The organism is Rhodopseudomonas sp. (assembly GCF_013377015.1).
In the GTDB taxonomy this organism is placed as follows: Bacteria; Pseudomonadota; Alphaproteobacteria; order Rhizobiales; family Xanthobacteraceae; genus JARJEH01.
The window spans coordinates 112,935-137,535 of sequence record NZ_JACABA010000003.1; the positions used below are offsets into that span (position 1 = coordinate 112,935).

Sequence of the window (24,601 nt, forward strand, 5' to 3'; positions counted from 1 at the left end):
GAGCCGCCTTAAACCGCAGCGCTGTTGAGTGCGGCCTTGCCGGGAAAGCGCTTCTCGAGCGCGGTGACAATCGTTTTCATGCGCGAGCCCAACGAGCCCTTGATCATGATGACATCGCCAGCGCGGATCGCGGCGACAACCTGCGATTCGAGCTCGGCCGAGCTCCCTGCATAGCCGCCCCGCTTTCCCGAGGAAAGGGCGTCCCACAGGTTGCGCATCATCGGTCCGCAGCAAAATACGGTGTCGACGGCATTAGCCTTGACCGCCTCGTTGAGACCGCGGTGCAATTCGGCGCTGGCGGGGCCGAGTTCCAGCATGTCGCCGAGCACCGCAATCCGCCGTCCCTGCGGTCCGATCGCCGAATGGCCGAGCACGTCGAGCGCGGCCGCCATCGAGGCCGGATTGGCGTTGTAGCTCTCGTCGATCAGGGTGGCCTCGCCGTCGTCGAATTCCAGCGCGCGGCGGACGCCGCGCCCGGCTGCGGGCTGCACCTGCGACAGCGCCAGCGCGGCGAGCGCCAGATCGGCGCCGGCCAGTTGTGCCGCCGCCAGCACCGCCAGCGAATTGATCGCGATGTGGCGGCCGGGAATGCCGAGCTTGTAGGTGACTTTGTGTCCCAGAATGTCGGCATGGACCGCGGTGCAATCCGAATGCAACGACAGGTCGATCAGCCGGGCATCGGCTTTGGCATCGGCGCCGAACGAGACGATGCGGCCGACCTTGGCCTTCTTCGCGCTCTTGCTCAGCCGCGCGAACAGCGCGTTGTCGCGATTCAACACCGCGACGCCGCCGGGCTCGAGCCCCTTGAAGATTTCGGCCTTGGCATCGGCGATCGCCTCGACGCCCGAAAAGAACTCCAGATGCACCGGCTCGACCGTAGTGACGATCGCAACGTGCGGCCGCACCAGCTTCACCAGCGGCTCGATCTCGCCGGCATGGTTCATGCCGATTTCGAACACTGCGAACTTGGCGGTGGCCGGGCAGCGCGCCAGCGACAGCGGCACGCCCCAATGATTGTTGAACGACGCCACAGAGGCGTGGGTCTCGCCCTGCGCGCCGAACACGCCGCGCAACGCTTCCTTGGTCGAGGTCTTACCGACCGATCCGGTCACCGCAATCACCTGGGCATTCAGCCGCGCCCGCGACGCGCGCGCCAGCGCGACCAGACCCGCGAGCACGTCATCGACGATCAGCAGTGGCGCATCCGCGGCGAATTTGTCGCGCTGCGCGGCGGCGACGACGGCGAGCGCCGCACCGGCCTGCAACGCGGCAGCGACGAAGTCGTGGCCGTCATGGACGTCGCCCTTGATGGCGAAGTAAGCGTCGCCCGGTGCGATGGTGCGGCTGTCGATCGAAATACCGAAGATGTCGCGCGGCAAAGCGCCGTTGCGCGCGGCGCCCATCGCCTCGGCCATTGCATTCGACGTCCACAGCGGCTGCGTGCTCATGCGGCGCTCGCGGAAAGTGCGGCCGCCGCGGCCTCGTGATCGCTGAACGGCAACACGCGGTCGTGCACGATCTGGCCGGTCTCGTGCCCCTTGCCGGCGATCAGCAGCGCATCGCCGGGTTGCAGGCTCGCGATCGCCACCCGGATCGCTTCGGCGCGATCGCCGATCTCGCGCGCGCCGGACGCAGCCGCCAGGATCGCGGCGCGGATGTCGGCGGGATTCTCGGAGCGCGGATTGTCGTCGGTGACGATCACGCTGTCGGCATTCTCGGCCGCGATCGCGCCCATCAGCGGCCGCTTGCCGGCATCGCGATCGCCGCCGGCGCCGAACACCACGACCAGCCTGCGCTTGGCGTAAGGTCGCAACGCCTGCAGCGCCTTCGCCAGCGCGTCCGGCTTGTGTGCGTAGTCGACGAACACCGGCGCGCCGTTGCGGCTGCCGACCTGCTCGAGCCGGCCCTTGGCGCCTTCGAGATATTCGAGCGCGGCGAACACCTGCCCGGCATCGCTGTCGGTGCCGATCGCCAGCCCGGCCGCGACCAGCGCATTCTCGATCTGGAATTCGCCGACCAGCGGCAACATGAGACTGCGCGCGCGCCCGTCATATTCAAGCGTCAGGCGCTGCGCGAATCCGTCGATCGTCGCGTCAACCAAACGAATGCCGCCATTGCTGGCGTCGCCATTGCGACCGACCGTGATCAGTCGCAATTGTCGGGCGCGCGCCGCATCGATCACCTGCTGCGAACAGTCGTGATCCGCCGAGATCACCGCGGCGCCGCCGTCAATGACCAGATCCTTGAACAGCCGCAGCTTGGCGGCGAGGTAGTGCGCGACATCGGGATGATAGTCCATGTGATCGCGCGACAGATTGGTGAAGCCGCCGGCAGCGACGCGGACGCCGTCGAGCCTGAACTGATCGAGGCCGTGCGACGACGCTTCCAGCGCCAGATGGGTGACGCCCTCGCCGGCGATTTCGTCGAGCGAGCGATGCAGCGCGATCGGGTCGGGCGTGGTCAGCGATCCGTACACCGTGCGCTTCGGAATCACCAGGCCGATGGTGCCGATGCTGGCCGAGGCGTGGCCGAGCCGTTGCCAAATCTGCCGGGTGAAGGCCGCGACCGAGGTCTTGCCGCTAGTGCCGGTGACCGCGGCGATGGTTGCGGGTTGTCGCGGATAGAATCTCGCCGCCGCCAGCGCCAGCGCGCGGCGCGGATTGCGCACGGTCACGAACGGCACCGCGAGATCGCCGTCCGGGCGATGTTCGCCGACCACCGCCGCCGCGCCGGCCGCGATCGCCTGGCCGATGAAATGCGCGCCGTCGGTCTTGGCGCCGGCCAGCGCGAAAAACACCTCGCCGGGGCGCACCGCGCGGCTGTCGACGGCAAGCCCGCTCACGACAATATCCGCGGCGGCAAGCTCGGTGGCTTGCGCGCCGATCCCGGCATCGTCGCTGAGAAGATCGCTGAGCTTCATCGTCGTTCGTCCAGCCTGTCGAACTAGGCCCATTTGCAGCAGTTCCGGGGGCTTTTAGCGCAATCCAATTTCGACGCAACAAGCTTGCACGGCGCCGCGGCAATCGGGGCGGCAGACGCTATTGGGAGCCCTTCGATGCCGCAAGAATAAGGCGGTCGGACGGCGGCAGATCGAACCGCGGCTCGATTCCCAACAGCGGCGCGATGCGCGCGATCACCTTGCCACCGGCCGGCACCGCGTTCCAGCCCGAGGTGATAAAACCGTGGGTCTCCGGCAACGCCTTCGGCTCGTCCAGCATTACCAGCACCTGGAATTGCGGATTGTCGGCCGGCAAGATTGCGGTGAACGAGTTCAGCACCTGCTTCTTCGAATAGCGGCCACCCACGACCTTTTCCGAGGTGCCGGTCTTGCCGCCGATATAGTAACCCTTGGACAGCAGGTCGGCCTGCTTGGCGGTGCCGACTTCGGCGTTCAACCGCATCAGATAGCGGATCTTGTCGCTGGTCTCCTTCTTGACCACGCGCTTGCCGGCCTCGCGCGCCTCCTCCTGGCTGCGTTTCAGAAAGGTCGGAGGAATCAGATAACCGCCATTGATCATGGCGTTGATGCCCATCACCGCCTGCAGCGGCGCCACCGCGATGCCGTGGCCGAACGCGATGGTGATGGTGTTGAGATCGACCCAACGCTTCGGCACGATCGGCGAGGCGCTCTCCGGCAATTCGGTGCGCAGCCGGTCGAGCTGGCCGACCTTCTTCAGAAACGCCTTGTGGGCTTCGACGCCCTGCGCCAGCGCCACGCGCGCCGCACCGACGTTCGACGAAAAGGTGAAAACTTCGGACAGTGTGATCGAGCGGCCGAGCGGGTGCGTGTCGTGGATCGCGAACTTGCCGTAATGCAGCGCGCCGCGCGCGTCGTACAGCGTGTTGAGATTGGCCTTGCCGGAGTCCAGCGCCATCGCCAGCGTCAGGGTCTTGAAAGTCGAGCCCATCTCGTAGACGCCGGTGGTCAACCGGTTGATGCGGTCGGGATCGTTGACCTCGCGCGGATTGTTCGGGTCGAAGTCCGGCAGCGACACCATCGCGACGATCTCGCCGGTGTTGACGTTGGAGACGAGACCGGAGGCGGCCTTGGCCTTGTACTTGTCCTTGGCCTTGATCAGTTCGTCGCGCAGCGCGTGCTCGACGCGCAGATCGACCGCCAGCTCGACCGGCTTCTGCAGCCGGTCCGAGGCGAAGCCGGCCCGATGCAGATCGGCGAGACCGTTGGTATCAAGCCATTTCTCGAGGCCGGCGATGCCCTGATTGTCGATGTTGACGAGGCCGATCAGATGCGACACCGCGGGGCCCGCCGGATAGACCCGCTTGTTTTCGCGCAGAAAGCCGATCCCCGGAATGCCGAGCTTGTGGATGTCCTGCTGCTGCTGCGGCGAGATTTCGCGCTTCAGCCAGGCGAAGCCCTTCTTCGACGACAGCCGCTCGCGGACTTCCGGCGTGTCGAGATCGGGCAGCGTCGCGGTCAGCAGTTCGATCGCCTCGTCCTTGTCGATGATGCGGCGCGGCTCACTGAACAGCGACGGCACCTTGACGTCGGTGGCGAGAATTTCGCCATTGCGATCGACGATATCCGGGCGGGCGGTGGCGACGTAGTCCTGCGACGCGGTCCGCCGTGTGCCGTGACTGTCGCCTACCACCGCCAGCGTCACCAGCCGGAACGCGATCACCCCGTAGATCGCCGCGAACGCGACCATCGCGAAGCCGACGCGGGCGCGCGCCTTGACGTTGCGATCGACATCCTTGCCGTACAACAGGCTGCGGATCAGGCGTTGCCGCCACGGCACATGATGACCAGCAAGGGGAACGATTTGATCGGTCAACGCGGAGCCTCCGGCGCCGGCAGCGAGCCGGTGATGATGTCCGGGTCGATGGTCTCGATCATCGCGGCAATCGGATCGGGATCGCCGGGGTTGGCGAAGCTCGGCGGCCGCTCCGGCAGGTTCTTCAAGGAATCGTATTGCCTGGCGTCGATCGGCTTCAACTTCAGATGCCGCTCGGCCAGGCCTTGCAGCCGCATCGGCGCGTCGAGCTTGGCCCATTCTGAGCGCAATGCGGCGATCGCTTCGCGCTGCTGGCGGACCTCGGCGTGCAGCCGCAGCACGCGCTCGGTGCGGAAGGTCGACTCCATCTTGATCCGGTAGACATAGGCGGCGGCGAACACCAGCATGCCGATGACCAGGAAATGCACGATCCGCATGATCAGCCTCCCCTCATCACAGTTGCCAGCGTTGGCCAGGCCGGCAGAGCGTCGGCGTCGTGCGCCGGCGCTTCGGTGCGTTCGGCGGCGCGCAGCTTGGCCGAACGCGCGCGTGGATTGGCGGCGATCTCCTCAGAGCCGGCAGTCACCGGCCGCTTGGTCAGGATGCTGAAACTCGGCGCCGCCTGCGCCAGTTCCGGCAGATGCCGCGAACCGCCGCCGGTCTTGCCGCGTGTGACCAGGAAATTCTTGACGATGCGGTCTTCCAGCGAGTGGAACGACACCACCGCGAGCCGGCCGCCCGGCTTCAGCATCCGCTCGGCCGCGGACAGCGCCAGGTGCAGTTCGTCGAGCTCTTCATTGACGAAGATCCGCAGCGCTTGAAAGGTGCGGGTGGACGGGTGAATCTCGCCGGGCTTGGCCCAGACGACTTTGCCGACGATCTCGGCCAGCGCTCTTGTCGTCGTGATCGGCGCTTCGCTGCGCGCCGCGACGATCGCCTTGGCGATCTGCCGCGAATAGCGCTCCTCGCCGAAGATGTAGATGATGTTGGCGAGATCGGCCTCCGAGGCCTTCGCCACCACATCGGCGGCGGTCGGACCGTGCTGGCCCATCCGCATGTCGAGCGGGCCGTCGAGACGAAACGAGAAGCCGCGCCCGGCCTCGTCGACCTGCATCGACGAAATGCCGACATCCATCACCACGCCGTCGACCAGCGCGATTCCCTGCGCGGCGCAGACCTCGGCCAGATTGGAAAACCGGTCTTCGACCAGCGTCAGCCGGCCATCGGCCTGATCGACCAGATCGAACCCGCCGGCGATCGCGCTACGGTCGCGATCGATCCCGATCACCCGCGTATCGGCTGCCTCCAGGATCATCCGGGAATAGCCGCCGGCCCCGAAAGTGGCGTCGACATAGACGCCGCCGTCGCATGGCGCCAGCAAGCCGACCGCTTCGCGGCCAAGAACGGGAATATGGCGGGGCGCTGACGACATCACGCATGCACTCCCGATGCACGACTTCCAGCCCAGCGCCAGCGGCCGCCCTTGGCGGCGCGATGCAGGATCGGTGTGGACGCGAATAGGCGCATGTCGCCTCAGATCTCCGCGTATCGCCCGGGCCTTCCCGGCGAACAGCCGCCGCAAAGCGGGATGGGTGGTCCAGTTCGCGGCAACCGCCGACGCGCCCGCACCAAAAGCTGGCAAACCCGGCTTTCCGCTTGGGTTCTGATGGGCTGCCATCGGTTTTGAGCGTCAAATGGAACCTTGGCCGCCCCTTTCGGTTCGGCTCTTCACCACTCATTAACGGCACTCAGCCTTAAGAAAGCGTTGACGGTGCGCGCAGGATGAGTCCGCAACGGCCGGGCAGTTCGCGCCAGCCGTGCGGTAACGCGGTGGTGCTCGTTTCCCACAGTCCACAGAAAATGGCGAAACCATGTCATGCAATCGTTGCACGGCAGGGGACGCCCCCGGATAGTGAGGCAGCGCAGACGCTTGGCGCATGGGCGCCGTTGCCGTTCTCCTGCCGGGTTTGAGTTGTCCGATGCTGTCAGGTTCGTTCGCGTCTGCTGGTTTGGAGTCGAAGCGTCGACGTGCCCTCCCCCTACCCAAGGGCATTGCCGACATGAAGACATTTACCCCTGACTCCTCGGTGGTCTCCGACGTGATTCCGTCGCCGAACCATGGCGAGCGCAACAAGGGCCGGCTGCCGGACATGATCGTGCTGCACTACACAGGCATGCCAGATGTCGAGGGTGCGCTGGCGCGGCTGTGCAAGGCCGGGACCGAGGTCTCGGCCCATTACGTCGTGCTGGAAGACGGCCGGATCCTGCAATGCGTGCCGGAATCCAGGCGCGCCTGGCATGCCGGGGCGGCGTCCTGGGCCGGCGAGCAGGACATCAATTCCTGCTCGATCGGGATCGAGATCATCAACCGCGGCCATGACTGGGGCTATCCGGATTATCCGCTCCGCCAGATCGCGGCGGTGATCGCTTTGTGCCGCGGCATCATGCTGCGGCGCGACGTGCCGAGCCATCGCGTGCTCGGCCACTCCGATGTGGCGCCGGCGCGCAAGAAGGATCCTGGCGAGAAATTCCCCTGGGAGGCGCTGGCCAATTCCGGCGTCGGCCATTGGGTCCACCCCGCCCCGATCGTAAGCGGCGATACGCTGAGGCTCGGCGCCGCCGGCGACGAGGTTCGCGTCCTGCAGCAATCGCTGGCAGATTACGGCTACGGCATCACGCCGAACGGCAAGTTCGATGCGACCACGGCGGAGGTCGTCACCGCGTTCCAGCGTCATTTCCGGCCGGCCAGGGTCGACGGCGTTGCCGATGTGTCGACGCTGACGACCTTGCAAACGCTGCTCGCGACGTTTCCGACCGCGACCAAGCCGTTGCCTGCCGCATCCTGATCGGGCGGCGGTTTCGCGCGCGACTTGACGCCGCGGCGCGCAACCCCCATGCCATGCGCGTCAGTCGGCCGGACGGCCGCTCCCGCTATGGCCGAAAGGCTGCGGGGGAGGAAAGTCCGGGCTCCATCGACATACGGTGCCGGATAACGTCCGGCGGGGGCGACCCCAGGGAAAGTGCCACAGAGAACGAACCGCCCGGCGAAGCCGCAAGGCGAAGCCGGGTAAGGGTGAAAAGGTGCGGTAAGAGCGCACCGCGTCGCCGGCAACGGAGACGGCATGGTAAACCCCACCGGGAGCAAAACCGAATAGGGACGGCAACGCGGGATTGTTCGCGCAAGCGATAACACCGCAGGGCTATGTCAGGCTCGATCGTCCGGGTAGGTTGCTCGAGGCCATGTGCAAACATGGTCCCAGAGGAATGGCCGTCGCGTATCGTCTGCGCAAGCAGGCGGTGCCCTCCAGAACCCGGCTTACAGGCCGGCTGATAACTAATACGCGCAAGCGTTTTCCAACGAGGGGTTCGGCGCACCACGCCGGACCCCTCGCCCGTTCGGGAAGCGCATATGCCAGCCATGCGCGGCCCGGTCTGGTTGATCGCCGCGTCGTTCGCTACGCCTGCCGCAAAACCGGGGGGCCGCGTCTGATGCCATCGAAGCTGCTCTCGCGCGACCATCTCGGATTGCTGCTCGGATTCGTCGGCGTCGCCGTGTTCGGCGGAACCCTGCCGGCCACCCGGATCGCCGTCGCGGCGATCGATCCGCTCGCCCTCACCGCGATGCGCACCGCGATCGCGGGATTGTGCGCGCTGGCGCTGCTGATCGCGCTGCGACGGACGCCACCGCCGAAGGCGCTGTGGCCGCAACTGGCGATCGTGACGCTGTGCGTCAGCGTGCTGTTTCCATTGCTGATGGCGCTGGCGTTGCTCACCGTCGACGCCTCGCATGGCGGCGTGGTGCTCGGGATCTTGCCGATCGCCACCGCGCTGGTCGCTGTTCTGATTACCCACGAGCGTCCGCGACCGCTGTTCTGGATCGCGTCGATTGCCGGCGCGGCGCTGGTGGTCGCATTCGCCGTACGACAAGGCGGCGGCACGCTGGCGCTCGGCGACCTGCTGCTGTTCGGCGCCGTGGTCACCTCGGCGATCGGCTACGGCTTTTCCGGGCGGCTCACCGCATCGATGCCGGGCTGGGAAGTGATCAGCTGGGCGCTGGTGCTGGCCTTGCCGGTGTCGCTGCCCGCGGTGGCGCTGAGGCTGCCGGCGAACCTGTCGGCGATCCCGCTCGCGCCCTGGCTGGCGCTGCTCTACGTCGCGGTGTTTTCGCAATGGGTCGGATTCTTCGCCTGGAACGCCGGCATGGCGCTGGGCGGCATCGCGCGGGTCTCGCAGGTGCAATTGCTGCAGCCGTTCATCACCTTCGCGCTGGCGTCAATGTTCAACGGCGAAGCCATCACGCTGCAGATCGTGCTGTTCGCCACCGCAGTGGTTCTGACGGTGGCGATCGGCACCCGAACGCGGCGGGCGCCAGCCTAGTGCCCCCCACCTCCGCCCGGCGCCGCCATCGGGTTGGCCGGCTTGGCCAGCAGCACCACCAGCGTGGCGAGGCCGAGGTAGAAGAACGTCAGCATGAAGAACGAATCGCCGAAGCTCATCACCACCGCCTGACGATGCACGATCTGGTTGAGCTGCTTCATCGCCATGGTAGGGGCGTCGCCGAGTCCCTGGAATTTCTGGGTGAACAGGTTCAGCGTCTCGACCGCCTTGGCGTTGGCCCAGGTCACCTTGTCGTGCAGCCGCGAGATGTGGAAATCGGTGCGGGCGTCGAGCGCGGTGTTCAGCAAGGCCAGCCCGAGCGCGCCGCCGAGATTGCGGGTCAGATTGAACAGTCCCGAGGCGTTCTTGACCCGCTGCGGCGGCAGTGTACCGAGCGCGATGTTATTGACCGGCACCATCGCCATCATCATGCCGACGCCGCGGAAGATCTGCGGCCAAAGCAGTTCGTAGAAGTCATAGTCCCGGGTCATCCAGGTCATCTGCCACGTGCCGGTCGCGAACAGGATCAGGCCGAACGCGATCAGCAGCCGCATGTCGACCTTCTGCATCAGCCGGCCCACCAGCGGCGCGGAACAGAACATCGCCACGCCGGAGATGAACATGGTCTCGCCGATCATCAGCGCGCTGTAGCCGCGTACTTCGGCGAGGTAACGCGGATACAGATAAGTCAGGCCGTACAGCCCGATGCCGACGCAGAACGAGAACATGCAGCCGAGCGCGAAATTGCGGTTGGTGAAGGCGCGGATATCGACGATCGGCTCGCGCGCCGTCAGCACCCGCCAGAAGAACAGCACCGCCGAGACCGCGCAGACAATGGCGAAGATGAAGATCGACGCATCGCTGAACCAGTCGTTGCGCGGCCCTTCCTCGAGCACGTATTCGAGCGAGCCGAGGAAGCCGGCCATGAAGCCGAGGCCCCACCAGTCGAAATGGTTGAGCAGTTCGAGATGCGGCTCGTCGAAATCGACCAGCGCCAGCACCCCGATGGTGATGCCGATGCCGGGCACCACGTTGATGAAGAACAGCCAGTGCCACGACATCAGGTCGGTGATGTAGCCGCCGACGGTGGGGCCGACGGTCGGCGCCAGCGTGGCGACGAGGCCGATGATCGGGCCTACGATGTGGAATTTGCTGCGCGGAAACACCGTATAGGCCGACGCGAACACCGTCGGGATCATGCCGGCACCCAAGAACCCCTGGATCGCGCGCCACAGGATCATCTGCTCGATCGACGAGGTGAAGCCGCACATCAGGCTGGCGAAGGTGAAGCCGGCCGCCGAGATCGCGAACAGCATTCGGGTGCCGAGCGCGCGCGACAGGAAGCCGGACAGCGGGATCGCGATCACTTCGGCGATCAGATAGGCGGTCTGCACCCACGACACTTCGCTGGCGCTGGCCGACAGTCCGGCCTGGATTTCCGCCAGCGATGCCGAGACGATCTGGATGTCCAGGATCGACATGAACATCCCGAACACCATGATCAGAAACGCGAACAGCCGCTTCGGCGCGACGTGTTCGGCCGGCACCGCCATCACCGGCGCGCCGGGGATCAGTGCGCGCGCGCCTGGCGTTGCTGTGGTCGCGGTCGCCATCAGGGTTTGGTGTTGACGTGGACGTAGACCGACATGCCGGCACGCAGCATGTTTTCCTTGGCGACCTCGGCCGGGACCCGGATCCGCACGGGCACCCGCTGCACGATCTTGGTGAAGTTGCCGGTGGCGTTGTCGGGCGGCAGCAGCGTGAACACCGCGCCGGCCGCCGGCGACAGGCTTTCCACGGTGCCTTCGATGGCGCGGCTCGAGAAGGCGTCGACCGAGATGTCGACCTTCTGGCCCGGCTTCAGGCGACGCAGCTGCGTCTCCTTGAAGTTGGCGTCGATATAGACCTCATCGAGCGGCACCACATTGCCGAGCCGCTGTCCGGCCTGGATGAAGTCGCCGGTGTTGACCAGGCGATTGGAAAAGATGCCGTCGACCGGAGCGCGGACGTTGGTGAACTCCAGATCGCGCTCGGCCTTCGCCAGCGAACTCTGCAGCTCGAGCAGTTGCGCGCGGGCTTCGCCCTGCTGCGCCTTGGTGACTTCGACGTTGTCGCGCGCGGCATCGAATGCCGCCTGCGCCGCCAGCACCGCCGCGGCGCTCTGATCGCGGCCGGCCTGCGACACTTCGAAAATCGCGCGCGAAGCAAAGCCCTTGGTGCTGAGTGCCTGCTGGCGATCGAAATCGAGCCCGGCGCGTTTGGAGGCGGCGTCGGCCGATGTCAGTTGCGCCTTGGCTTGCTCGACCGCGCTTTGCTGCGCGGTGACCTGACGGCCGATCCTCTCGATCGTCGCCTGCTGGGTGGCGATCTTGGCGCGGGCCGCGTCGACCGCAATACGATAGTCGCCGTCGTCGATCCGGAACACCACGTCGCCGGCATGCACCAGGACATTGTCGCCCGGAACGATCGCGGCGATATGGCCGGATACGCGAGCACCGAGCGTGGTGTTATTGGCGCGCACATAGGCGTCGTCGGTGCTGACCACGAAGCGGCCGACCAGCATATAATCCACGCCATAGGCGATCGCGGCGAGCGCAGCCACCGCGCCCACGCCAAGCAATATCCATTTGCGCTTGCCGGATTTCGGCGCGCCTGCCGCGGCGGGAGACGCAACGTCCGGCGCGGGTTGCGCGATGGCCGGCGTATTCGGCACCCGCGGCGCAGCCGGCTCATCGTGCGGCAGCTCGCGCAGCAATTCGGCATGGGCCAACGAGTCGGCCTCAGCCAGAACGCTGTCGTCGACATCCGGCTCGGGACGAAGGATGCGGGCGGTTTGGTCGCGTCCGGCCATGAAGGCCTCCTGAATTGGTCGATGGTGAGACTGCTGCGGCGCACCGCGACCTTCCCATTGGTCCTCAAATACCATTGACCGAACGGTTCGGTCAAGATACTTCTATGTGCAGAAGCATACCGAGTCGCCTCTTTCCGAGGCGTTGCACCGCCGATCTTTCAAGGGACAAGCTGAACCAATGGTTGCGAATTCGTCCGCCCTGCTCTCACCCGCCCCTGACGACGACAGCGCGAAGCGTCGCCAGATTCTGGAGGGCGCCCGCGCGGTGTTTCTCGAACTCGGCTTCGACGGCGCCAGCATGGGCGAGATCGCGCGCGCCGCCGGCGTCTCGAAAGGGACGCTGTATGTCTACTTCGCCGACAAGGCTTCGCTGTTCACCGCGATTGTCGAACAGGAGAGCATCGCGCAGGGCATGCTGTCATTCGACTTCGCACCGGAGCGCGACGTCGAGACCACGCTGCGGGGGTTCGGCCTGGCCTATATCCAGCTGCTGTGCACCCCGCGCGGCGCTTCCGCGATCCGCACCGTGATGGCAATCGCCGAGCGGATGCCCGACATCGGTCGGCGCTACTACGAGCGCGTGATCGCCAACACCGTCGGCCGGTTCGCGCGCTACCTCGAGGCCCACGTCACATCCGGCACGCTGAGGATCGACGATTGCGAACTCGCCGCCTCGCAGTTCATGCAGATGTGCCAGGCGACGCTGTTCCTGCCGTTCATCTTCCAGGCCACCGAGCCGCCGTCGGCCGAGCGCATCGAATACGTCGTCGACAGCGCCAGCTGGATGTTCCTGGCGGCCTATCGCGCGCCGGCCGGCGAGCCGAACTAATCGTCGAGATATTCGGACTCGTCGATCAGCTGATTCATGCTGGTCGGCGCGTGTTTGCTGCCCAAAGACCCGGTGATTCCCTGCGAATTGCTGGCATAGGGACTGCGCTGCTGGACCCTTGCGGCGATCTCCTCGCCGGGGATAGCGGCCGGCTGGCAGATGATGCGGCGGCTGGTGCGGCGCATCAGGTCGACGTGAATGTGATCGTAGTGATAGACGTTGGAGCCCGGCGCCAGCACGGTGTTGAACACCCGGCAAGCCGAACCCTGCACGTCGCGCAGGAAGCCCTGCTCTTCCGCCAGACCCTTCCAGCCATCCTTGACGGTGATACGGCGGCCATCGGCCAGCGTGAACGCGGCGATGTCGAGCGCGTTGCCGAAGGCGTGTTCGGAAATATGTGCGCGCGAATTGCCGTTCATGCCACGGCACGAATAAGCCGAGATCTGCTTGATCTCCGCCACGCGCACGCCGAACCAGCGCATCGCCGCCGGCTGCACGGCTTCGGCGAGCCACCGATCGAGCGCCGAGACGATCGGACAGGCCAGCGTGGCGACCGGCTTGATCGCGACCGGTCCGACCGAGCCGGTGACGTTGCCCGGCGAAGGCCCGAGGCGCGGCGGCGCATAGGGAGCGGCACCGGCTCGCGGCGACGTCGGAGAGAAATCGCGGTCGTCCAGGTCGGCAACCGCAGCGTCATTCGGCGCGCCATAGCGCGACCGCGGCAGCGCCGGCGACGCGCCCTCCGGCGGCAGGTCGATATCGTCCGGCTCCGGGGTCACGCCGGGAGCGTTCAGCAAAATCGGCCCGTTGACGCCGGATTGCCGGGAAGCCGTGCTCGGATAGGATGAGACAGGCGCCACCATCTGTGGCTGAGAAACCGGCCAGCGCGGCTGACTGGCGCCGCCGATGCTGCCAGGTGGGCGCAGTTCGTCGGCAAAACCGAACGCGCCGCTCTCGCCCAATGCTGCGACCTTGAGTGGAAATTCGGCGCCGCAGGCCCCAGGACCGGAAATCGGATCGATCCGCACCAGGTCGGCGGTCTCCTTGACCGCGCCGGATTTTAGGCACGCGACCTCGGCCTCGGCCCGCCACGGTTCACGTTCGGCGGTTTGAAACATGCCGCGACCGCAACCCGCCAACGATACAAGGACGAAGGAGCCGACGAGATACAAACGAACTCCGCGCGTCATCCGCGCACAATCCGCCAAGTTGATTAAGGACTATTGAATCGCGCGGCTTCAGCGATGCTTAACCATGAGCGGCTTGCGTGGCACGACGTCCGCTCTCACGCGATGCCGTTGCCGGCAATCATCAGCCGCACCGACCCGGTTGCGACCTCGTAATGTTACTAGTCGGTGCGGCCAGTTAGGGTTGACCGGTTAGGTTAAGTCCGCGAGGGCGTTGACGACGCGGCTGAAGCTGGTCAATTGGCGTCATGATCGACGATGACGACAACTACGTACTCGATCCGCTCGGCAACCGAGTGTTGATCGGATTGTCCGCCAACGAGACCGCGGAGTTCTTCGAGCTCGAGGAACTGATCGGCCGGACCGGACCGCTGCCGCAGATCTCCAACGACGAATGGTATCGACCAGAGGATCGCCGCTGGCTCGAACTGTACGAGAAACATGAATCGGCGCGGCGACCATTCCTGAGGAGCAGCAAGACCCGGCATTGAGCCGGCCGCCACCCCGTGCTAGCCGTCGCTGCAACAACAATGACAGGGCGGGAAACGATGCTCGAGGCAGTGATCTGGGATTTCGGCGGCGTGCTGACGACCTCGCCGTTCGAGGCGTTCGCGCGCTACGAAACCGCACGCGGGCTGCCCGCCGACATCATCCGCCGCACCAATGCGGAGAACCATTTCGAGAACGCCTGGGCGAAATTCGAGCGCGCCGAGATCGATCTCGACACCTTCGACCGCTTGTTCGCCGAGGAATCGGCGGCGCTGGGCGCCGAAGTCCGCGGCCGCGACGTGCTGCCGCTGTTGTCGGGCGAACTGCGGCCGGAAATGGTCGAGGCGCTGCGCATCGTCAAATCCAGCTGCAAGACCGGTTGCATTACCAACAACCTTCCCGCCAACGCGATCGGCAGCGCCGCCGGCCGCTCGCTCTATATCGCCGAGGTGATGGCGCTGTTCGATCACGTCATCGAGTCGGCCAAGATCGGGCTGCGCAAGCCCGACCCGCAGATCTACCTGCTGATGGTCGAGGCACTCGGCGTCGATCCGAGCAACTGCGTCTATCTCGACGATCTCGGCGTCAACCTGAAACCCGCACGCGAGATCGGGATGACCACGATCAAGGTGCTGAACGCTCAGCAGGCGATCGCCGAACTCGAAGCCGCCACCGGGCTGACGCTGCGCAATTAGCGCAGCGGCTCCGCGACCGGCGCTTTCGTGTCGCGCTCGTACCAGCCCTTGGAGCGGTTGACGATCCAGACCACGGTCAGCATCACCGGCACCTCGATCAGCACGCCGACCACGGTGGCGAGCGCCGCGCCGGACTGGAAGCCGAACAGGCTGATCGCGGCGGCGACCGCCAGCTCGAAGAAGTTCGAGGCGCCGATCAGCGCCGACGGACCGGCCACGCAATGCTGCTCGCCGACCAGCCGGTTCAGCAGATAGGCCAACCCGGCGTTGAAATAGACCTGGATCAGGATCGGCACCGCCAACAGGCCGATGATCAGCGGCTGGGTCAGGATCTGTTCGCCCTGGAAGCCGAACAGCAGCACCAGCGTCGCCAGCAAGGCCACCAGTGATAGCGGCTGCAGCCCGCCGAGCAGCCGGTTCAACGCCGCCTCCCCGCCGGTCGCCAGCACGCGCCGCCGCAGCAGCTGCGCCACGATCACCGGCACCACGATATACAGCACCACCGACAGCACCAGCGTGTCCCACGGCACGATGATCGACGACAGCCCGAGCAACAGGCCGACGATCGGTGCAAAGGCGAACACCATGATGGCGTCGTTCAGTGCCACCTGGCTGAGGGTGAAATGCGGCTCGCCCTTGGTCAGGTTCGACCACACGAACACCATCGCCGTGCACGGCGCCGCGGCGAGGATGATCAGTCCGGCGATATAGCTGTCGATCTGCGCCGCCGGCAGGTAGCCGCGAAACAGATAGCCGATGAACAGCCAGCCCAGCGCCGCCATCGAGAACGGCTTCACCGCCCAGTTAATGAACAGCGTCACGCCGATGCCGCGCCAGTGTTCCTTGACGCGGCCGAGCGCGGCGAAGTCGATCTTGATCAGCATCGGCACGATCATCAGCCAGATCAGCGCCGCCACCGGCAAATTGACCTTTGCGACCTCAGCCGCGCCGATCGCCTGGAACACGCCCGGCATCAGATGGCCGAGCCCGATCCCGGCGACGATGCACAAGGCGACCCACAGCGTCAGATAACGTTCGAAGGTCGACATTTGATTTCCTCTCAGGCGGTCGTAGCGCGTTGGCCGCTGGCGTCGAGCACAAGCTCGCCGTCTTCCTTGCGGAATTCGCCTTGCTGCGACGGCGGCAGAATCTCCAGCACGGCTTCGGACGGCCGGCACAGCCGGACGCCGAGCGGACTCACCACGATCGGGCGATTGATCAGGATCGGATGCGCCAGCATCGCGTCGAGCAATTGCGCATCGGTGAGCTCGGCGGCGCCGAGACCGAGTTCGGCGTAGGGCGTGCCCTTCTCGCGCAGCAGCGCGCGGACCGGAATGCCCATCCGCGCGATCAGTTGCTGCAACAGCGCGCGCGACGGCGGCGTCTTGAGATATTCGATCACATGCGGCTCGATTCCGGCATGGCGGATCAGCGCCAGCGTATTGCGCGAGGTGCCGCAGTCCGGATTGTGGTAGATGATGACGTCCATGGCGGGCTTCATGCCACGTTCGGGCGCGGGGCCGAGGCGCCCTCGCCGCGGCCGATATCGCGCAATTTGGTGCCGAGCGTCAGCGGATCGAGTTGCCTCAGCGGCAACGCAGTGAAGATCGAAATCCGATTCTTCAGATAGCGCAGCGCGGTGACGAAGGCGGCCTGTTTTGCAAAATCCGAGCCAGCCACGTCCGCCGGATCCTCGATGCCCCAATGCGCGGTCATCGGCTGCCCCGGCCAGACCGGGCAGGATTCGCCGGCGGCGCTGTCGCACACCGTGAACACGAAATCCATCACCGGCGCGTCGGCCGACGCGAACTCCAGCCAGCTCTTCGACTGCAGTCCTTCGATCGGATAGTCGAAGCTCTGCAACACTTCGAGCGCGAACGGATTGACCTGCCCCTTCGGCTGGCTTCCGGCCGAGAACGCCTGGAATCGGCCGCGTCCTTCCTTGCGCAGGATCGATTCGGCGATGATCGAGCGCGCTGAATTGCCGGTGCACAGGAACAGCACGTTATACAAGGGTGCGGACGACGGGTTTTCGGTCACGGGCGTTTCCTTTCTGTGGCGGACAACATGGCGCCAGATCCGCAATCAGCGGCGCGCAGACCTCGGGCCGGCCGCCGCAGCAATCCTTGATCAGGAACAGCGCCACGTTCTGGAACCGCGCCAGATCGGCGCGATAGACGATCGAACGACTGGCGCGGCGCGACGACACCAGCCCGGCGCGGGTCAGGATCGCCAGATGCGACGACATCGTGTTCTGCGGCACCGCCAAGACGCGGGCGATCTCGCCGGCGGCGAGCCCGTCCGGCTCGTGTTTGGCGAGCAGCCGAAACACCTCGAGCCGGGTCGATTGCGCCAGCGCCGCCAGTGCAAGGATGGCGTCTTCGTTTTCCATATATCTAGATATACCGATATATTGTCCGCCGTCAAGCGCGCCGCGCGACGATAATTCCATCTTGCTAGAATTACTGTTTGACGATCGGCGGCCGGCGTGACAGGCTGGCACCATGAAGATCGACGACGTCGCCAAGAAACTGGAAGCGCTGGGCAACCCGACCCGGCTCAAGATCTATCGGGCGCTGGTGCGCGCCGGCGAGGCCGGCACACCGGTGGGCCGGTTGCAGGACAAACTCAAGATCGCGCCGTCGACGCTGTCGCATCATCTCAAGACGCTGGTGGCGGCCGGGCTGATCCGGCAGCAGCGCGCGGCGACGACGCTACATTGCCACGCCAATTACGACGTCATGCGCGGCCTGGTCGACTTCATGGTGGCGGAATGCTGCGCCGACGCCGCCGAATGCCAGGAGACCAAGAGCGCGGCCTGAATTGTTGCGGCGACGCTTCGCGTCGAGCCTTATTATTCGATCATTCTGGATTGATGGAATCTCAAAACGCCGAATTCAATCTTCCTCAGCAGCCAACAGGAGTCTCCAATGCAGCCAACCGACATCACCGAAGTGGTCCGCGAGAAATTTGCCCAGGCGGCGTTGCGCGCCGGCGGCTCATGCTGCGGCGGCGGCGTCGAGAACGTCAGCCCGATCACCTCGAACCTTTACGACCAGGTTCAGACCGACGCCCTGCCCGACACCGCGGTGCTGGCGTCGCTGGGCTGCGGCAACCCGACCGCGCTGGCCGAACTCAAGCCCGGCGAGACCGTGCTCGATCTCGGCTCCGGCGGCGGCATCGACGTGCTGCTGTCGGCGCGCCGGGTCGGCCCGACCGGCAAGGCCTACGGCCTCGACATGACCGACGAGATGCTGGCGCTGGCGCGCGACAACCAGCGCAAGGCCGGCGCGGAGAACGTCGAATTTCTCAAAGGGCAGATCGAGGCGATTCCGCTGCCCGACAATTCGGTCGACGTCATCATCTCGAATTGCGTGATCAATCTGTCGGCCGACAAGGATCGCACCTTGCAGGAGGCGTTCCGCGTGCTGAAGCCGGGCGGCCGCTTCGCGGTCTCCGATGTGGTGACGCGCGGCGAGATTCCCGCGGACGTCCGCGGCAGCGCGCTGTTGTGGATCGGCTGCATCGCCGGCGCGCTCGATGAAGACGACTACCGCGCCAAGCTCGCCGCGGCCGGCTTCGACGCCATCGAGATCGTGCCGACCCGGATCTACCAAGTCGAGGACGCCCGCGAATTCCTCACAGCCAAGGGCATCGACGTCGATGCGATCGCCCCGCAGATCGACGGCAAGTTCATGGGCGCCTTCGTGCGGGCAACCAAGCCGGCGCCGCGCTGCTGCTGATCGCGCATCCTGGCTTGATCGGGCGGCGGAAGTCCCGTCGCCCCATCTCGACAGCCGTTACAGGCTGTCGCCGAAATCGGCGCGGAACTTCGCCACCAGCCGGTCCTGCCAATCCGACACCGGCTTCAGCAGGCCGTAGAAGAAGCGCAGCACCTCGGGCTCCTCGACGAACTTCAAGCCGCCGATCAGCTTACGGTTGTCGTACAGCCAGGCGATGCGGTCGACCGCGTATTTCACCTGCGACAGCGTGAACACCCGGCGCGGCAGCGCCAGCCGCACCAGTTCCATGTTGGCGAACACCTCGCGGCCGTCCGGCTCGCGCTGCTCCGACAGCGTGCCGCGCTCCATGCCGCGAATCCCGCTGGCGATATACAGCGCCGAGGCCAGCGCGCCGGCCGGATATTGCTCCTGCGGAATGTGGTCGACGAACTCTTTCGCATTGATGTGGCAGCCGAGCCCGCCGGCCGGAGTAATCACCGGCACGCCACGCTCCAAAAGCTGTTCGACCATGTAGGCGATGAATTGCGGACCCTGATTGATCATGTCCTCGTCCATGGTCTCTTCGAGACCGACGGTCAGCACTTCCATTTCCCGCACCGACATCCCGCCATAGGTCAGGAAGCCCTCGTACAGCGGCACCAGCGGGCGCATCTTGTGGTAGATCGCCTCGTCGCGAATGCAGATGCCGCCGCCGCGGGCGCAGCCGAGTTTTCGCGCGGAGAAATAAATCACGTCGCACAGGTCGGCGGTGGCGCGGGCGATCTCGCGGATGCTGAGATCCTTGCAGGCGTCTTCGCGGACCTTGTTGAAATACAGATTGTCGGCGAGCAGGCTGGCGTCGAGCACCAGCAACACGCCTGTGTCGCGGCACACCGCGCTGACATCGGCGAGGTTCTGCAGCGAGAACGGCTGGCCGCCGATCAGATTGGTGCCGGATTCCATCCGCACGAAGGCGATGTTGGCGGCGCCGCGCTGCCGGATCACCGCCCGCAGCTTGGCGATGTCCATATTGCCCTTGAACGGCTCGGCGCTGACCACTTCCAGCCCGGCATCGGTCACCAGTTCCTCGACGCTGCCGCCCATCAGGGTGATGTGCGCCTTGGTGGTGGTGAAGTGATAGTTCATCGGCACCACCGAACCCGGCGTCACCAGAACCTTGGCCAGGATGTGCTCGCAGGCGCGGCCCTGATGGGTCGGCAGGAAGTAGCGCATCCCGAAGATCTCGCGCAGCTTGTTTTCCAGCCGCGTGTAGGTGGCGCTGCCGGCGTAGGAATCGTCGGCCACCAGCATCGCGGCCTGCTGCTGATCGCTCATGGCGTTGACGCCGGAATCGGTCAGCATGTCGAGAAACACGTCGGCGTTCTGCAGCAGGAAGGTGTTGTTGCCCGCCGCCGACATTTTCTCGAGCCGGCGTTCGACCGGCGGCAGGTTCAGTTTCTGGACGATCCGCACCTTGTGCATTTCCAGAGGCACCGCCTCGTTGCCGTAAAACTTCACGCTTACCATGTCGGTTCTCCCCGGATTGAGGAGCGCAGACATATCGAGCGGCCCGGCAATCTCAATTGTCCCGGATCAAACCGAACCGCCCGGCCGTGCCGATGAAACAAAACCCCACCCGGATGAAACCAAATTGCCGGTCCGGTGAAGACGTCCTGAAACCTTTGTCGGGGTAGAGATGCCCTCAACAAGGCGCCGAACGGCGCCAGCAGGGCGATCAAACAGGGCGTTCAGACAGGGAGCCGACCATGAGGAATTTCAGCCACAGCAGCCGTGCCGCCGCTTTCAGCGCGGTCCTGATCGGCTCCATCGCGGTGTCGGGCGCTGCCAGCGCCGCCCAGCCGTTTCCGTTCCTGCCGTTCCTTCAGATGCCAGAACCGGTGGCGATGCAGCCGGCCATGCCGTTGCAGCCGGCGCCACAGCTACAGGCCGTGCCGCAGGACGAGGATAGCGCCGCGGTCGCCGAACTGCCGGCCCGGCTGAAGCGTCAGGTGGTCAGCTACGTCAGCAGCGAGGCCCCCGGCACCATCGTCATCGATACCCCCAACACTTATCTCTACTACGTGCTCGGCAATGGCCGTGCGGTGCGCTATGGCATCGGCGTCGGCCGCGACGGCTTCACCTGGTCCGGCGTGCAGTCGATCACCAAGAAAGCAGAGTGGCCGGACTGGACGCCGCCGGCGGAAATGATCGCGCGCCAACCCTACCTGCCGCGGCACATGGCCGGCGGTCCGGGCAATCCGCTGGGTGCCCGCGCGATGTATCTCGGCGGCACCGTGTATCGCATTCATGGCACCAACGCGCCGGGCACGATCGGCACCCACGTCTCGTCGGGCTGCATCCGCCTCACCAATGAAGACGTCGCCGACCTGTATTCCCGGGTCAACGTCGGCACCAAGGTGATCGTGCTGCCGGACAACCGCCGCGCCGACAATGGCCGCGGCGGACGCGGCTGAGAACCGCCGGGAACGTTAACGAATGAGAGCTATTGCGATGGCGCGGTCACCCGCGCCATCGTCGTCTGGAAGCGACCCCGGGCCGTCGCCCTGCCCGGGCGGCTGTCGCTGCGGCACCCGTGGCAGGTAACCTTGCTGCGAATTGAAAGCACAAGGGTCAACCTCCCGATCCGTGCACACTGGCGTCGCCGGGTGCCTGCCTGTATTGTCCCGGCTCATTTCGCTTGGGACTTTGATGCGGCTTAGATTGATATTGCTCGGGGGCGCGGTCCTCGCGGCCTCGTTTGTCGTCAGCCTCAAGCTTATGGATTGGCTGGCACCGCGCGCCGTCGTCAACCCACCGGTTCTGGCGGCGTTGCCGCCGCTGCCCCCGGTGCGCAGCTCAACCATCGTGGTGCCGGTCGGAATCCCGCTGACCGCGATCCGCGACCTTGTCGACAAGACGGCGCCGCGCAATTTTGACGGCAAGGCCGACAATCCGCTGTCGCAGATCCTGAAGAACGCCGACATCACCTGGACCGCGGCGCGCGGCCCGATCAATGTGACCGGCGCGCAGAGCCAGTTGACGATGGCGGCCTCGATCTCCGGCACGCTCAACGCCAAGGGCTCGCTCGACAGCAAGACCAAGGGCGCGGTCGACAACGCGCTGGGCAAGCTGCTCGGCGACAAGCTCGCCAACCAGGTCGGCGTCAACATCAAGTCGCTCAATGCCAACGCCGACATCAAGGGCAGCATCACCTTGTCGGCGCGGCCGACGCTGCTGCCGAACTGGCGTGTTGAGCCGAACCTGACCGCTCAGGTCGTGCTCGGCGACAGCAATGTCGCGGTCGCCGGCGCCCGTCTCAACGTCCCGGCGCAGGTCAAGCCCGCGATCGACAAGGCGGTCAACGATCAGCTGGCCAAGCTGCAGCAGCGGATCCGCGACGACTCCACGCTGGAGCGCAATGCGCGCCGCGAATGGAGCCGGATCTGCCGCTCGATCCCGCTGCAGGGCGCCGCGGTGACGCGGGGATTCTGGCTGGAATTGCGGCCGACCAAGGCGATCGCCGCGCAACCGCGGATCGACGCTGGTCGCGTCATCCTGACACTCGGCATCGAGGCGGATACCCGAATCACCACGACACAAACCAAACCCGAATGCCCGTTTCCGGCGACGCTCGACATCGTTGCGCCGGAAGCTGCCGGCGTCAAAATCGCGGTGCCGGTCGATATTCCGTTCGCCGAGCTGGACCGGATCGTGGAATCGCAGCTGGCCGGCAAGACCTTTCCGGAGGACGGCAGCGGCGCGGTGAGCATCACCGTCGGCAGCACGGCAGTCACGCCCAGCGGCGACCGGCTGCTGATTTCGCTGCAGGTCGCCGCCAAGGAGAAGGCGAGCCTGTTCGGACTCTCCAGCCAGGCCACGTTGCACATCTGGGGTAAGCCGGTGCTCGATCAGGAACAACAGAAGCTGCGGCTGACCAATTTGGAACTCGCGGTCGAATCCGAGGCCGCGTTCGGCCTGCTCGGCAACACCGCCCGCGCCGCGGTGCCCTATCTGATGAAGGTGATCGCCGAGAAGGCTGTGATCGATCTCAAGCCGGCGGCGACCAATGCGCAGCGCCGGATCGGAACGATGATCGCCGAGTACCAGAAGAATGAGGACGGCATCCGGATCGCCTCGGAGATCTCCGGCCTGCGGCTGGCGGATCTGGCGTTCGACGCTCGTATCATGCGGGTCACCACCCAAGCCGAAGGCATGCTCGAGGTGACCGTCACCAAGCTGCCGGCAGAATTGCAGATACCATAGAAACGGCCGGGTAGCGCGAAGGCCACCCGGCGATCCTACCGTCTTTCAGTACTTACTTGTTGCTGTACTTGAACTCCGGCACCGACTTCAGCTCGTCCTTGGTGGCGTTATAGACCGCGTGGTCGGGATACCATCGATCGGCGTCCGACGTGGTCATGCTGCTGGCGGAACCCGTCGTAGTGCCGGACGCCGACGTCGTGGTCGAGCTCGGCCTGTTCATCGCCGTGTTGGCGGAAACCGGCTGGTTGACCCACTGGATCTTGTCGAACGCGACCGCGACATCGCGCTCGCCGACGCCAAGGAAGCCACCGACGCCGATCACCACGCCCTGGATCCTGCCGCTGTTGTCGACCAGCAATTCGTTGATGTCGCCGAGCTTTTCATTGGCCTGGTTGTAGACATTGAGGCCGACCAGCTTCGAGGTGCGCCACTGACCCTGATGCTGCATCGTGGACGGTGCCACGGTGTTGGTGGTCATCTTGTTGGCGGGCGTCTCGGCAAACGCCGCGGTCGCGAGCAGGCTGGCACCGAGAACGCCGACGGTCATGGTTTTTGCGAACATGGAGATTTCCTCTTCGTCAGTAAATGGTCCACTTCAAACGGCTTGCGCCGCCCAGCGTTCCACGAAGATTTCGCTTTGTTGAAATTGTCACCGAAGTTCCATTCGACGGAACCTGATGGCGCAAATTTGCGCGCCCCTACCGATTCCGAACAGCGTGCGCGTGTCGGAAACGACAACATCCCTTCCGTTCCCGGAAGGGATGTTCGCAGTCCCGATCGCGTCGCAAGCAGTCAGGTCTGATAGTCGATCAGCAGCGCCGAGAAAGACGCGGTCGCACTCGCGGCGCTGCTGGCGGCGCCGCCGGAGCTATACGAACTCGTCGACGACGATTGCTGGTCCTGCAGCGTCTTCAGAAACTGCTTCAGGATGTCGCTGATGCTCGAGCCCGACGAACTGTCGGTGCTGGAGCTCGAATCGGCGCTGTCGGACGGCGGGGGTCCCGGCGGCGGCCCGCCTGCGCCGCCCGGCCGTCCCGAACCGCCGCCGGCGAACGCATTCTTGAATACGTCCTTCAGCTCGGTGGCCTGATCGCTGGTCAGTTTGCCGCTCGAGACTTCGCCGGCGATCAGATCGTCGATCTTGGATTTGATGTCGCCGGGCGACGAACTGCCGGCGCTGCCGGTGTCGCTTTTGCGGCTGCTCTGGATCGACGAGTCGATGTCGGTCAGCGCGGTCGATAGCGCAGTGGCGTCGGTCTGGCTGACCTTGCCGGATGACACTTCTGCCGCGAGCTCCTTCTGGAGTTGTTGAAGCGGTGAAAGATAGCTGGTGTTCGATGTGGCGGAGATGGCGGTCATGGGAGACTCCGAAGTGCTTGGATCACGCCGCCACGCTATGGTTAATGGTCTTAACGAGATGTTGCGTCGTGCGCCCGTGATGTTGCGGGATGTTGC

At 65.4% G+C, this 24,601-nt stretch carries 24 protein-coding genes and 1 other RNA gene; 10 read left to right on the plus strand and 15 right to left on the minus strand.

Features of this window, described 5'->3' with window-relative positions; translation table 11 throughout:
• Positions 1-8: 8 nt before the first annotated feature.
• From HXX15_RS15635 to rsmH, 5 genes are all read right to left on the minus strand, one after another.
• A complete protein-coding gene (locus tag HXX15_RS15635; RefSeq protein ID WP_296517160.1) occupies positions 9-1,448 on the minus strand; it encodes a UDP-N-acetylmuramoylalanyl-D-glutamyl-2,6-diaminopimelate--D-alanyl-D-alanine ligase in 1,440 nt (479 codons plus the stop codon).
• Positions 1,445-2,920 (minus strand): UDP-N-acetylmuramoyl-L-alanyl-D-glutamate--2,6-diaminopimelate ligase, encoded by a 1,476-nt coding sequence (locus tag HXX15_RS15640; RefSeq protein ID WP_296517162.1) that lies wholly within the window; start codon positions 2,918-2,920, stop codon positions 1,445-1,447. Before HXX15_RS15640 ends, HXX15_RS15635 begins: the two co-directional genes overlap by 4 nt.
• A 118-nt stretch (positions 2,921-3,038) precedes the next feature.
• Positions 3,039-4,793, minus strand: a complete 1,755-nt coding sequence (locus tag HXX15_RS15645) for a penicillin-binding protein 2 (protein ID WP_296517165.1) — start codon at positions 4,791-4,793, stop codon at positions 3,039-3,041.
• The gene (locus tag HXX15_RS15650; RefSeq protein WP_296517167.1) at positions 4,790-5,170 is read right to left on the minus strand and encodes a hypothetical protein; all 381 of its coding nucleotides are present in this window, start codon (positions 5,168-5,170) and stop codon (positions 4,790-4,792) included. Before HXX15_RS15650 ends, HXX15_RS15645 begins: the two co-directional genes overlap by 4 nt.
• A gap of 2 nt (positions 5,171-5,172) precedes the next feature.
• Positions 5,173-6,165, minus strand: a complete 993-nt coding sequence (rsmH, locus tag HXX15_RS15655; RefSeq protein ID WP_296517168.1) for a 16S rRNA (cytosine(1402)-N(4))-methyltransferase RsmH — start codon at positions 6,163-6,165, stop codon at positions 5,173-5,175.
• A gap of 547 nt (positions 6,166-6,712) precedes the next feature.
• On the opposite strand from rsmH, the gene HXX15_RS15660 reads away from it, so the two are divergent.
• The 3 genes from HXX15_RS15660 (at position 6,713) to HXX15_RS15670 (ending at position 9,110) form a co-directional block, all read left to right on the plus strand.
• Entirely contained in the window at positions 6,713-7,579 is an 867-nt protein-coding gene (locus HXX15_RS15660; protein ID WP_296517170.1) for an N-acetylmuramoyl-L-alanine amidase, read from the plus strand.
• Between the two features lie 60 nt (positions 7,580-7,639).
• Positions 7,640-8,068: RNase P RNA component class A (rnpB, locus tag HXX15_RS15665), an RNA gene on the plus strand.
• Between the two features lie 154 nt (positions 8,069-8,222).
• On the plus strand, positions 8,223-9,110 hold the full coding sequence (locus tag HXX15_RS15670) for a DMT family transporter (RefSeq protein WP_296517171.1): 888 nt from the start codon (positions 8,223-8,225) through the stop codon (positions 9,108-9,110).
• Here the strand turns inward: HXX15_RS15670 and HXX15_RS15675 are convergent.
• On the minus strand, positions 9,107-10,723 hold the full coding sequence (locus tag HXX15_RS15675; protein WP_296517173.1) for a DHA2 family efflux MFS transporter permease subunit: 1,617 nt from the start codon (positions 10,721-10,723) through the stop codon (positions 9,107-9,109). The two genes, HXX15_RS15670 and HXX15_RS15675, sit on opposite strands and share 4 nt — an antisense overlap.
• Entirely contained in the window at positions 10,723-11,961 is a 1,239-nt protein-coding gene (locus HXX15_RS15680) for an HlyD family secretion protein (RefSeq protein ID WP_296517174.1), read from the minus strand. The genes HXX15_RS15675 and HXX15_RS15680 overlap by 1 nt, the downstream gene beginning before the upstream one ends.
• 178 nt (positions 11,962-12,139) lie before the next feature.
• Here HXX15_RS15680 and HXX15_RS15685 point away from each other — a divergent pair, with 178 nt between their 5' ends.
• On the plus strand, positions 12,140-12,790 hold the full coding sequence (locus HXX15_RS15685) for a TetR/AcrR family transcriptional regulator (RefSeq protein WP_296517175.1): 651 nt from the start codon (positions 12,140-12,142) through the stop codon (positions 12,788-12,790).
• Here the strand turns inward: HXX15_RS15685 and HXX15_RS15690 are convergent.
• Complete coding sequence (locus HXX15_RS15690) at positions 12,787-13,980, minus strand: extensin family protein (protein WP_296517176.1); 1,194 nt, start codon at positions 13,978-13,980, stop codon at positions 12,787-12,789. The genes HXX15_RS15685 and HXX15_RS15690 overlap by 4 nt on opposite strands.
• A 245-nt stretch (positions 13,981-14,225) precedes the next feature.
• On the opposite strand from HXX15_RS15690, the gene HXX15_RS15695 reads away from it, so the two are divergent.
• Both HXX15_RS15695 and HXX15_RS15700 read left to right on the plus strand, forming a co-directional pair.
• On the plus strand, positions 14,226-14,468 hold the full coding sequence (locus HXX15_RS15695) for a hypothetical protein (RefSeq protein WP_296517177.1): 243 nt from the start codon (positions 14,226-14,228) through the stop codon (positions 14,466-14,468).
• A 57-nt stretch (positions 14,469-14,525) separates the two neighbouring features.
• A complete protein-coding gene (locus HXX15_RS15700; protein WP_296517178.1) occupies positions 14,526-15,161 on the plus strand; it encodes an HAD-IA family hydrolase in 636 nt (211 codons plus the stop codon).
• Here HXX15_RS15700 and arsB read toward each other — a convergent pair.
• The 4 genes from arsB to HXX15_RS15720 are packed head-to-tail and all read right to left on the minus strand — an operon-like array spanning position 15,158 to position 17,553.
• Entirely contained in the window at positions 15,158-16,210 is a 1,053-nt protein-coding gene (gene arsB / locus HXX15_RS15705; protein WP_296517179.1) for an ACR3 family arsenite efflux transporter, read from the minus strand. The genes HXX15_RS15700 and arsB overlap by 4 nt on opposite strands.
• Before the next feature lie 11 nt (positions 16,211-16,221).
• Positions 16,222-16,650, minus strand: coding sequence for an arsenate reductase (glutaredoxin) (arsC, locus tag HXX15_RS15710; RefSeq protein ID WP_296517598.1), 429 nt, complete (start codon positions 16,648-16,650; stop codon positions 16,222-16,224).
• Positions 16,651-16,658: 8 nt separating this feature from the next.
• Positions 16,659-17,201 (minus strand): arsenate reductase ArsC, encoded by a 543-nt coding sequence (locus tag HXX15_RS15715; protein WP_296517180.1) that lies wholly within the window; start codon positions 17,199-17,201, stop codon positions 16,659-16,661.
• On the minus strand, positions 17,167-17,553 hold the full coding sequence (locus tag HXX15_RS15720; RefSeq protein WP_296517182.1) for a metalloregulator ArsR/SmtB family transcription factor: 387 nt from the start codon (positions 17,551-17,553) through the stop codon (positions 17,167-17,169). Before HXX15_RS15720 ends, HXX15_RS15715 begins: the two co-directional genes overlap by 35 nt.
• 112 nt (positions 17,554-17,665) lie before the next feature.
• Between HXX15_RS15720 and HXX15_RS15725 the strand changes: the two genes are divergently transcribed.
• Both HXX15_RS15725 and HXX15_RS15730 read left to right on the plus strand, forming a co-directional pair.
• The gene (locus HXX15_RS15725; RefSeq protein ID WP_296517183.1) at positions 17,666-17,983 is read left to right on the plus strand and encodes a metalloregulator ArsR/SmtB family transcription factor; all 318 of its coding nucleotides are present in this window, start codon (positions 17,666-17,668) and stop codon (positions 17,981-17,983) included.
• Between the two features lie 108 nt (positions 17,984-18,091).
• Complete coding sequence (locus HXX15_RS15730; RefSeq protein ID WP_296517185.1) at positions 18,092-18,904, plus strand: arsenite methyltransferase; 813 nt, start codon at positions 18,092-18,094, stop codon at positions 18,902-18,904.
• A gap of 57 nt (positions 18,905-18,961) precedes the next feature.
• Here the strand turns inward: HXX15_RS15730 and HXX15_RS15735 are convergent, their stop codons facing one another.
• Positions 18,962-20,410, minus strand: a complete 1,449-nt coding sequence (locus tag HXX15_RS15735) for a tryptophanase (protein WP_296517186.1) — start codon at positions 20,408-20,410, stop codon at positions 18,962-18,964.
• Positions 20,411-20,649: 239 nt separating this feature from the next.
• On the opposite strand from HXX15_RS15735, the gene HXX15_RS15740 reads away from it, so the two are divergent.
• Together HXX15_RS15740 and HXX15_RS15745 are read left to right on the plus strand one after the other, a co-directional pair.
• Positions 20,650-21,357: a L,D-transpeptidase gene (locus tag HXX15_RS15740; protein ID WP_296517187.1), complete on the plus strand. Its 708-nt coding sequence runs from the start codon at positions 20,650-20,652 to the stop codon at positions 21,355-21,357.
• Positions 21,358-21,592: 235 nt separating this feature from the next.
• Positions 21,593-23,146 carry a DUF4403 family protein gene (locus HXX15_RS15745; RefSeq protein ID WP_296517189.1) on the plus strand — a complete coding sequence of 518 codons (1,554 nt, stop codon included), beginning with the start codon at positions 21,593-21,595 and terminating at the stop codon, positions 23,144-23,146.
• A 52-nt stretch (positions 23,147-23,198) separates the two neighbouring features.
• Here HXX15_RS15745 and HXX15_RS15750 read toward each other — a convergent pair whose 3' ends face one another.
• Complete coding sequence (locus HXX15_RS15750; RefSeq protein WP_296517192.1) at positions 23,199-23,708, minus strand: PRC-barrel domain-containing protein; 510 nt, start codon at positions 23,706-23,708, stop codon at positions 23,199-23,201.
• Between the two features lie 230 nt (positions 23,709-23,938).
• Positions 23,939-24,505, minus strand: a complete 567-nt coding sequence (locus tag HXX15_RS15755; protein ID WP_296517194.1) for a hypothetical protein — start codon at positions 24,503-24,505, stop codon at positions 23,939-23,941.
• Positions 24,506-24,601: the final 96 nt, after the last annotated feature.

Excerpts from the sequence above, each read along its gene's own strand:
- rsmH (WP_296517168.1), bottom strand. The coding sequence starts at position 6,165 with ATGTCGTCAGCGCCCCGCCATATTCCCGTTCTTGGCCGCGAAGCGGTC.
- HXX15_RS15685 (WP_296517175.1), top strand. The coding sequence starts at position 12,140 with ATGGTTGCGAATTCGTCCGCCCTGCTCTCACCCGCCCCTGACGACGAC.
- HXX15_RS15750 (WP_296517192.1), bottom strand. The coding sequence starts at position 23,708 with ATGTTCGCAAAAACCATGACCGTCGGCGTTCTCGGTGCCAGCCTGCTC.
- HXX15_RS15650 (WP_296517167.1), bottom strand. The coding sequence starts at position 5,170 with ATGCGGATCGTGCATTTCCTGGTCATCGGCATGCTGGTGTTCGCCGCC.
- HXX15_RS15745 (WP_296517189.1), top strand. The coding sequence starts at position 21,593 with ATGCGGCTTAGATTGATATTGCTCGGGGGCGCGGTCCTCGCGGCCTCG.
- HXX15_RS15725 (WP_296517183.1), top strand. The coding sequence starts at position 17,666 with ATGAAGATCGACGACGTCGCCAAGAAACTGGAAGCGCTGGGCAACCCG.
- HXX15_RS15700 (WP_296517178.1), top strand. The coding sequence starts at position 14,526 with ATGCTCGAGGCAGTGATCTGGGATTTCGGCGGCGTGCTGACGACCTCG.
- arsB (WP_296517179.1), bottom strand. The coding sequence starts at position 16,210 with ATGTCGACCTTCGAACGTTATCTGACGCTGTGGGTCGCCTTGTGCATC.
- arsC (WP_296517598.1), bottom strand. The coding sequence starts at position 16,650 with ATGGACGTCATCATCTACCACAATCCGGACTGCGGCACCTCGCGCAAT.
- HXX15_RS15735 (WP_296517186.1), bottom strand. The coding sequence starts at position 20,410 with ATGGTAAGCGTGAAGTTTTACGGCAACGAGGCGGTGCCTCTGGAAATG.
- HXX15_RS15690 (WP_296517176.1), bottom strand. The coding sequence starts at position 13,980 with ATGACGCGCGGAGTTCGTTTGTATCTCGTCGGCTCCTTCGTCCTTGTA.
- HXX15_RS15635 (WP_296517160.1), bottom strand. The coding sequence starts at position 1,448 with ATGAGCACGCAGCCGCTGTGGACGTCGAATGCAATGGCCGAGGCGATG.
- HXX15_RS15740 (WP_296517187.1), top strand. The coding sequence starts at position 20,650 with ATGAGGAATTTCAGCCACAGCAGCCGTGCCGCCGCTTTCAGCGCGGTC.
- HXX15_RS15640 (WP_296517162.1), bottom strand. The coding sequence starts at position 2,920 with ATGAAGCTCAGCGATCTTCTCAGCGACGATGCCGGGATCGGCGCGCAA.
- HXX15_RS15755 (WP_296517194.1), bottom strand. The coding sequence starts at position 24,505 with ATGACCGCCATCTCCGCCACATCGAACACCAGCTATCTTTCACCGCTT.
- HXX15_RS15730 (WP_296517185.1), top strand. The coding sequence starts at position 18,092 with ATGCAGCCAACCGACATCACCGAAGTGGTCCGCGAGAAATTTGCCCAG.
- HXX15_RS15675 (WP_296517173.1), bottom strand. The coding sequence starts at position 10,723 with ATGGCGACCGCGACCACAGCAACGCCAGGCGCGCGCGCACTGATCCCC.
- HXX15_RS15680 (WP_296517174.1), bottom strand. The coding sequence starts at position 11,961 with ATGGCCGGACGCGACCAAACCGCCCGCATCCTTCGTCCCGAGCCGGAT.
- HXX15_RS15695 (WP_296517177.1), top strand. The coding sequence starts at position 14,226 with ATGATCGACGATGACGACAACTACGTACTCGATCCGCTCGGCAACCGA.
- HXX15_RS15720 (WP_296517182.1), bottom strand. The coding sequence starts at position 17,553 with ATGGAAAACGAAGACGCCATCCTTGCACTGGCGGCGCTGGCGCAATCG.
- HXX15_RS15670 (WP_296517171.1), top strand. The coding sequence starts at position 8,223 with ATGCCATCGAAGCTGCTCTCGCGCGACCATCTCGGATTGCTGCTCGGA.
- HXX15_RS15660 (WP_296517170.1), top strand. The coding sequence starts at position 6,713 with ATGCTGTCAGGTTCGTTCGCGTCTGCTGGTTTGGAGTCGAAGCGTCGA.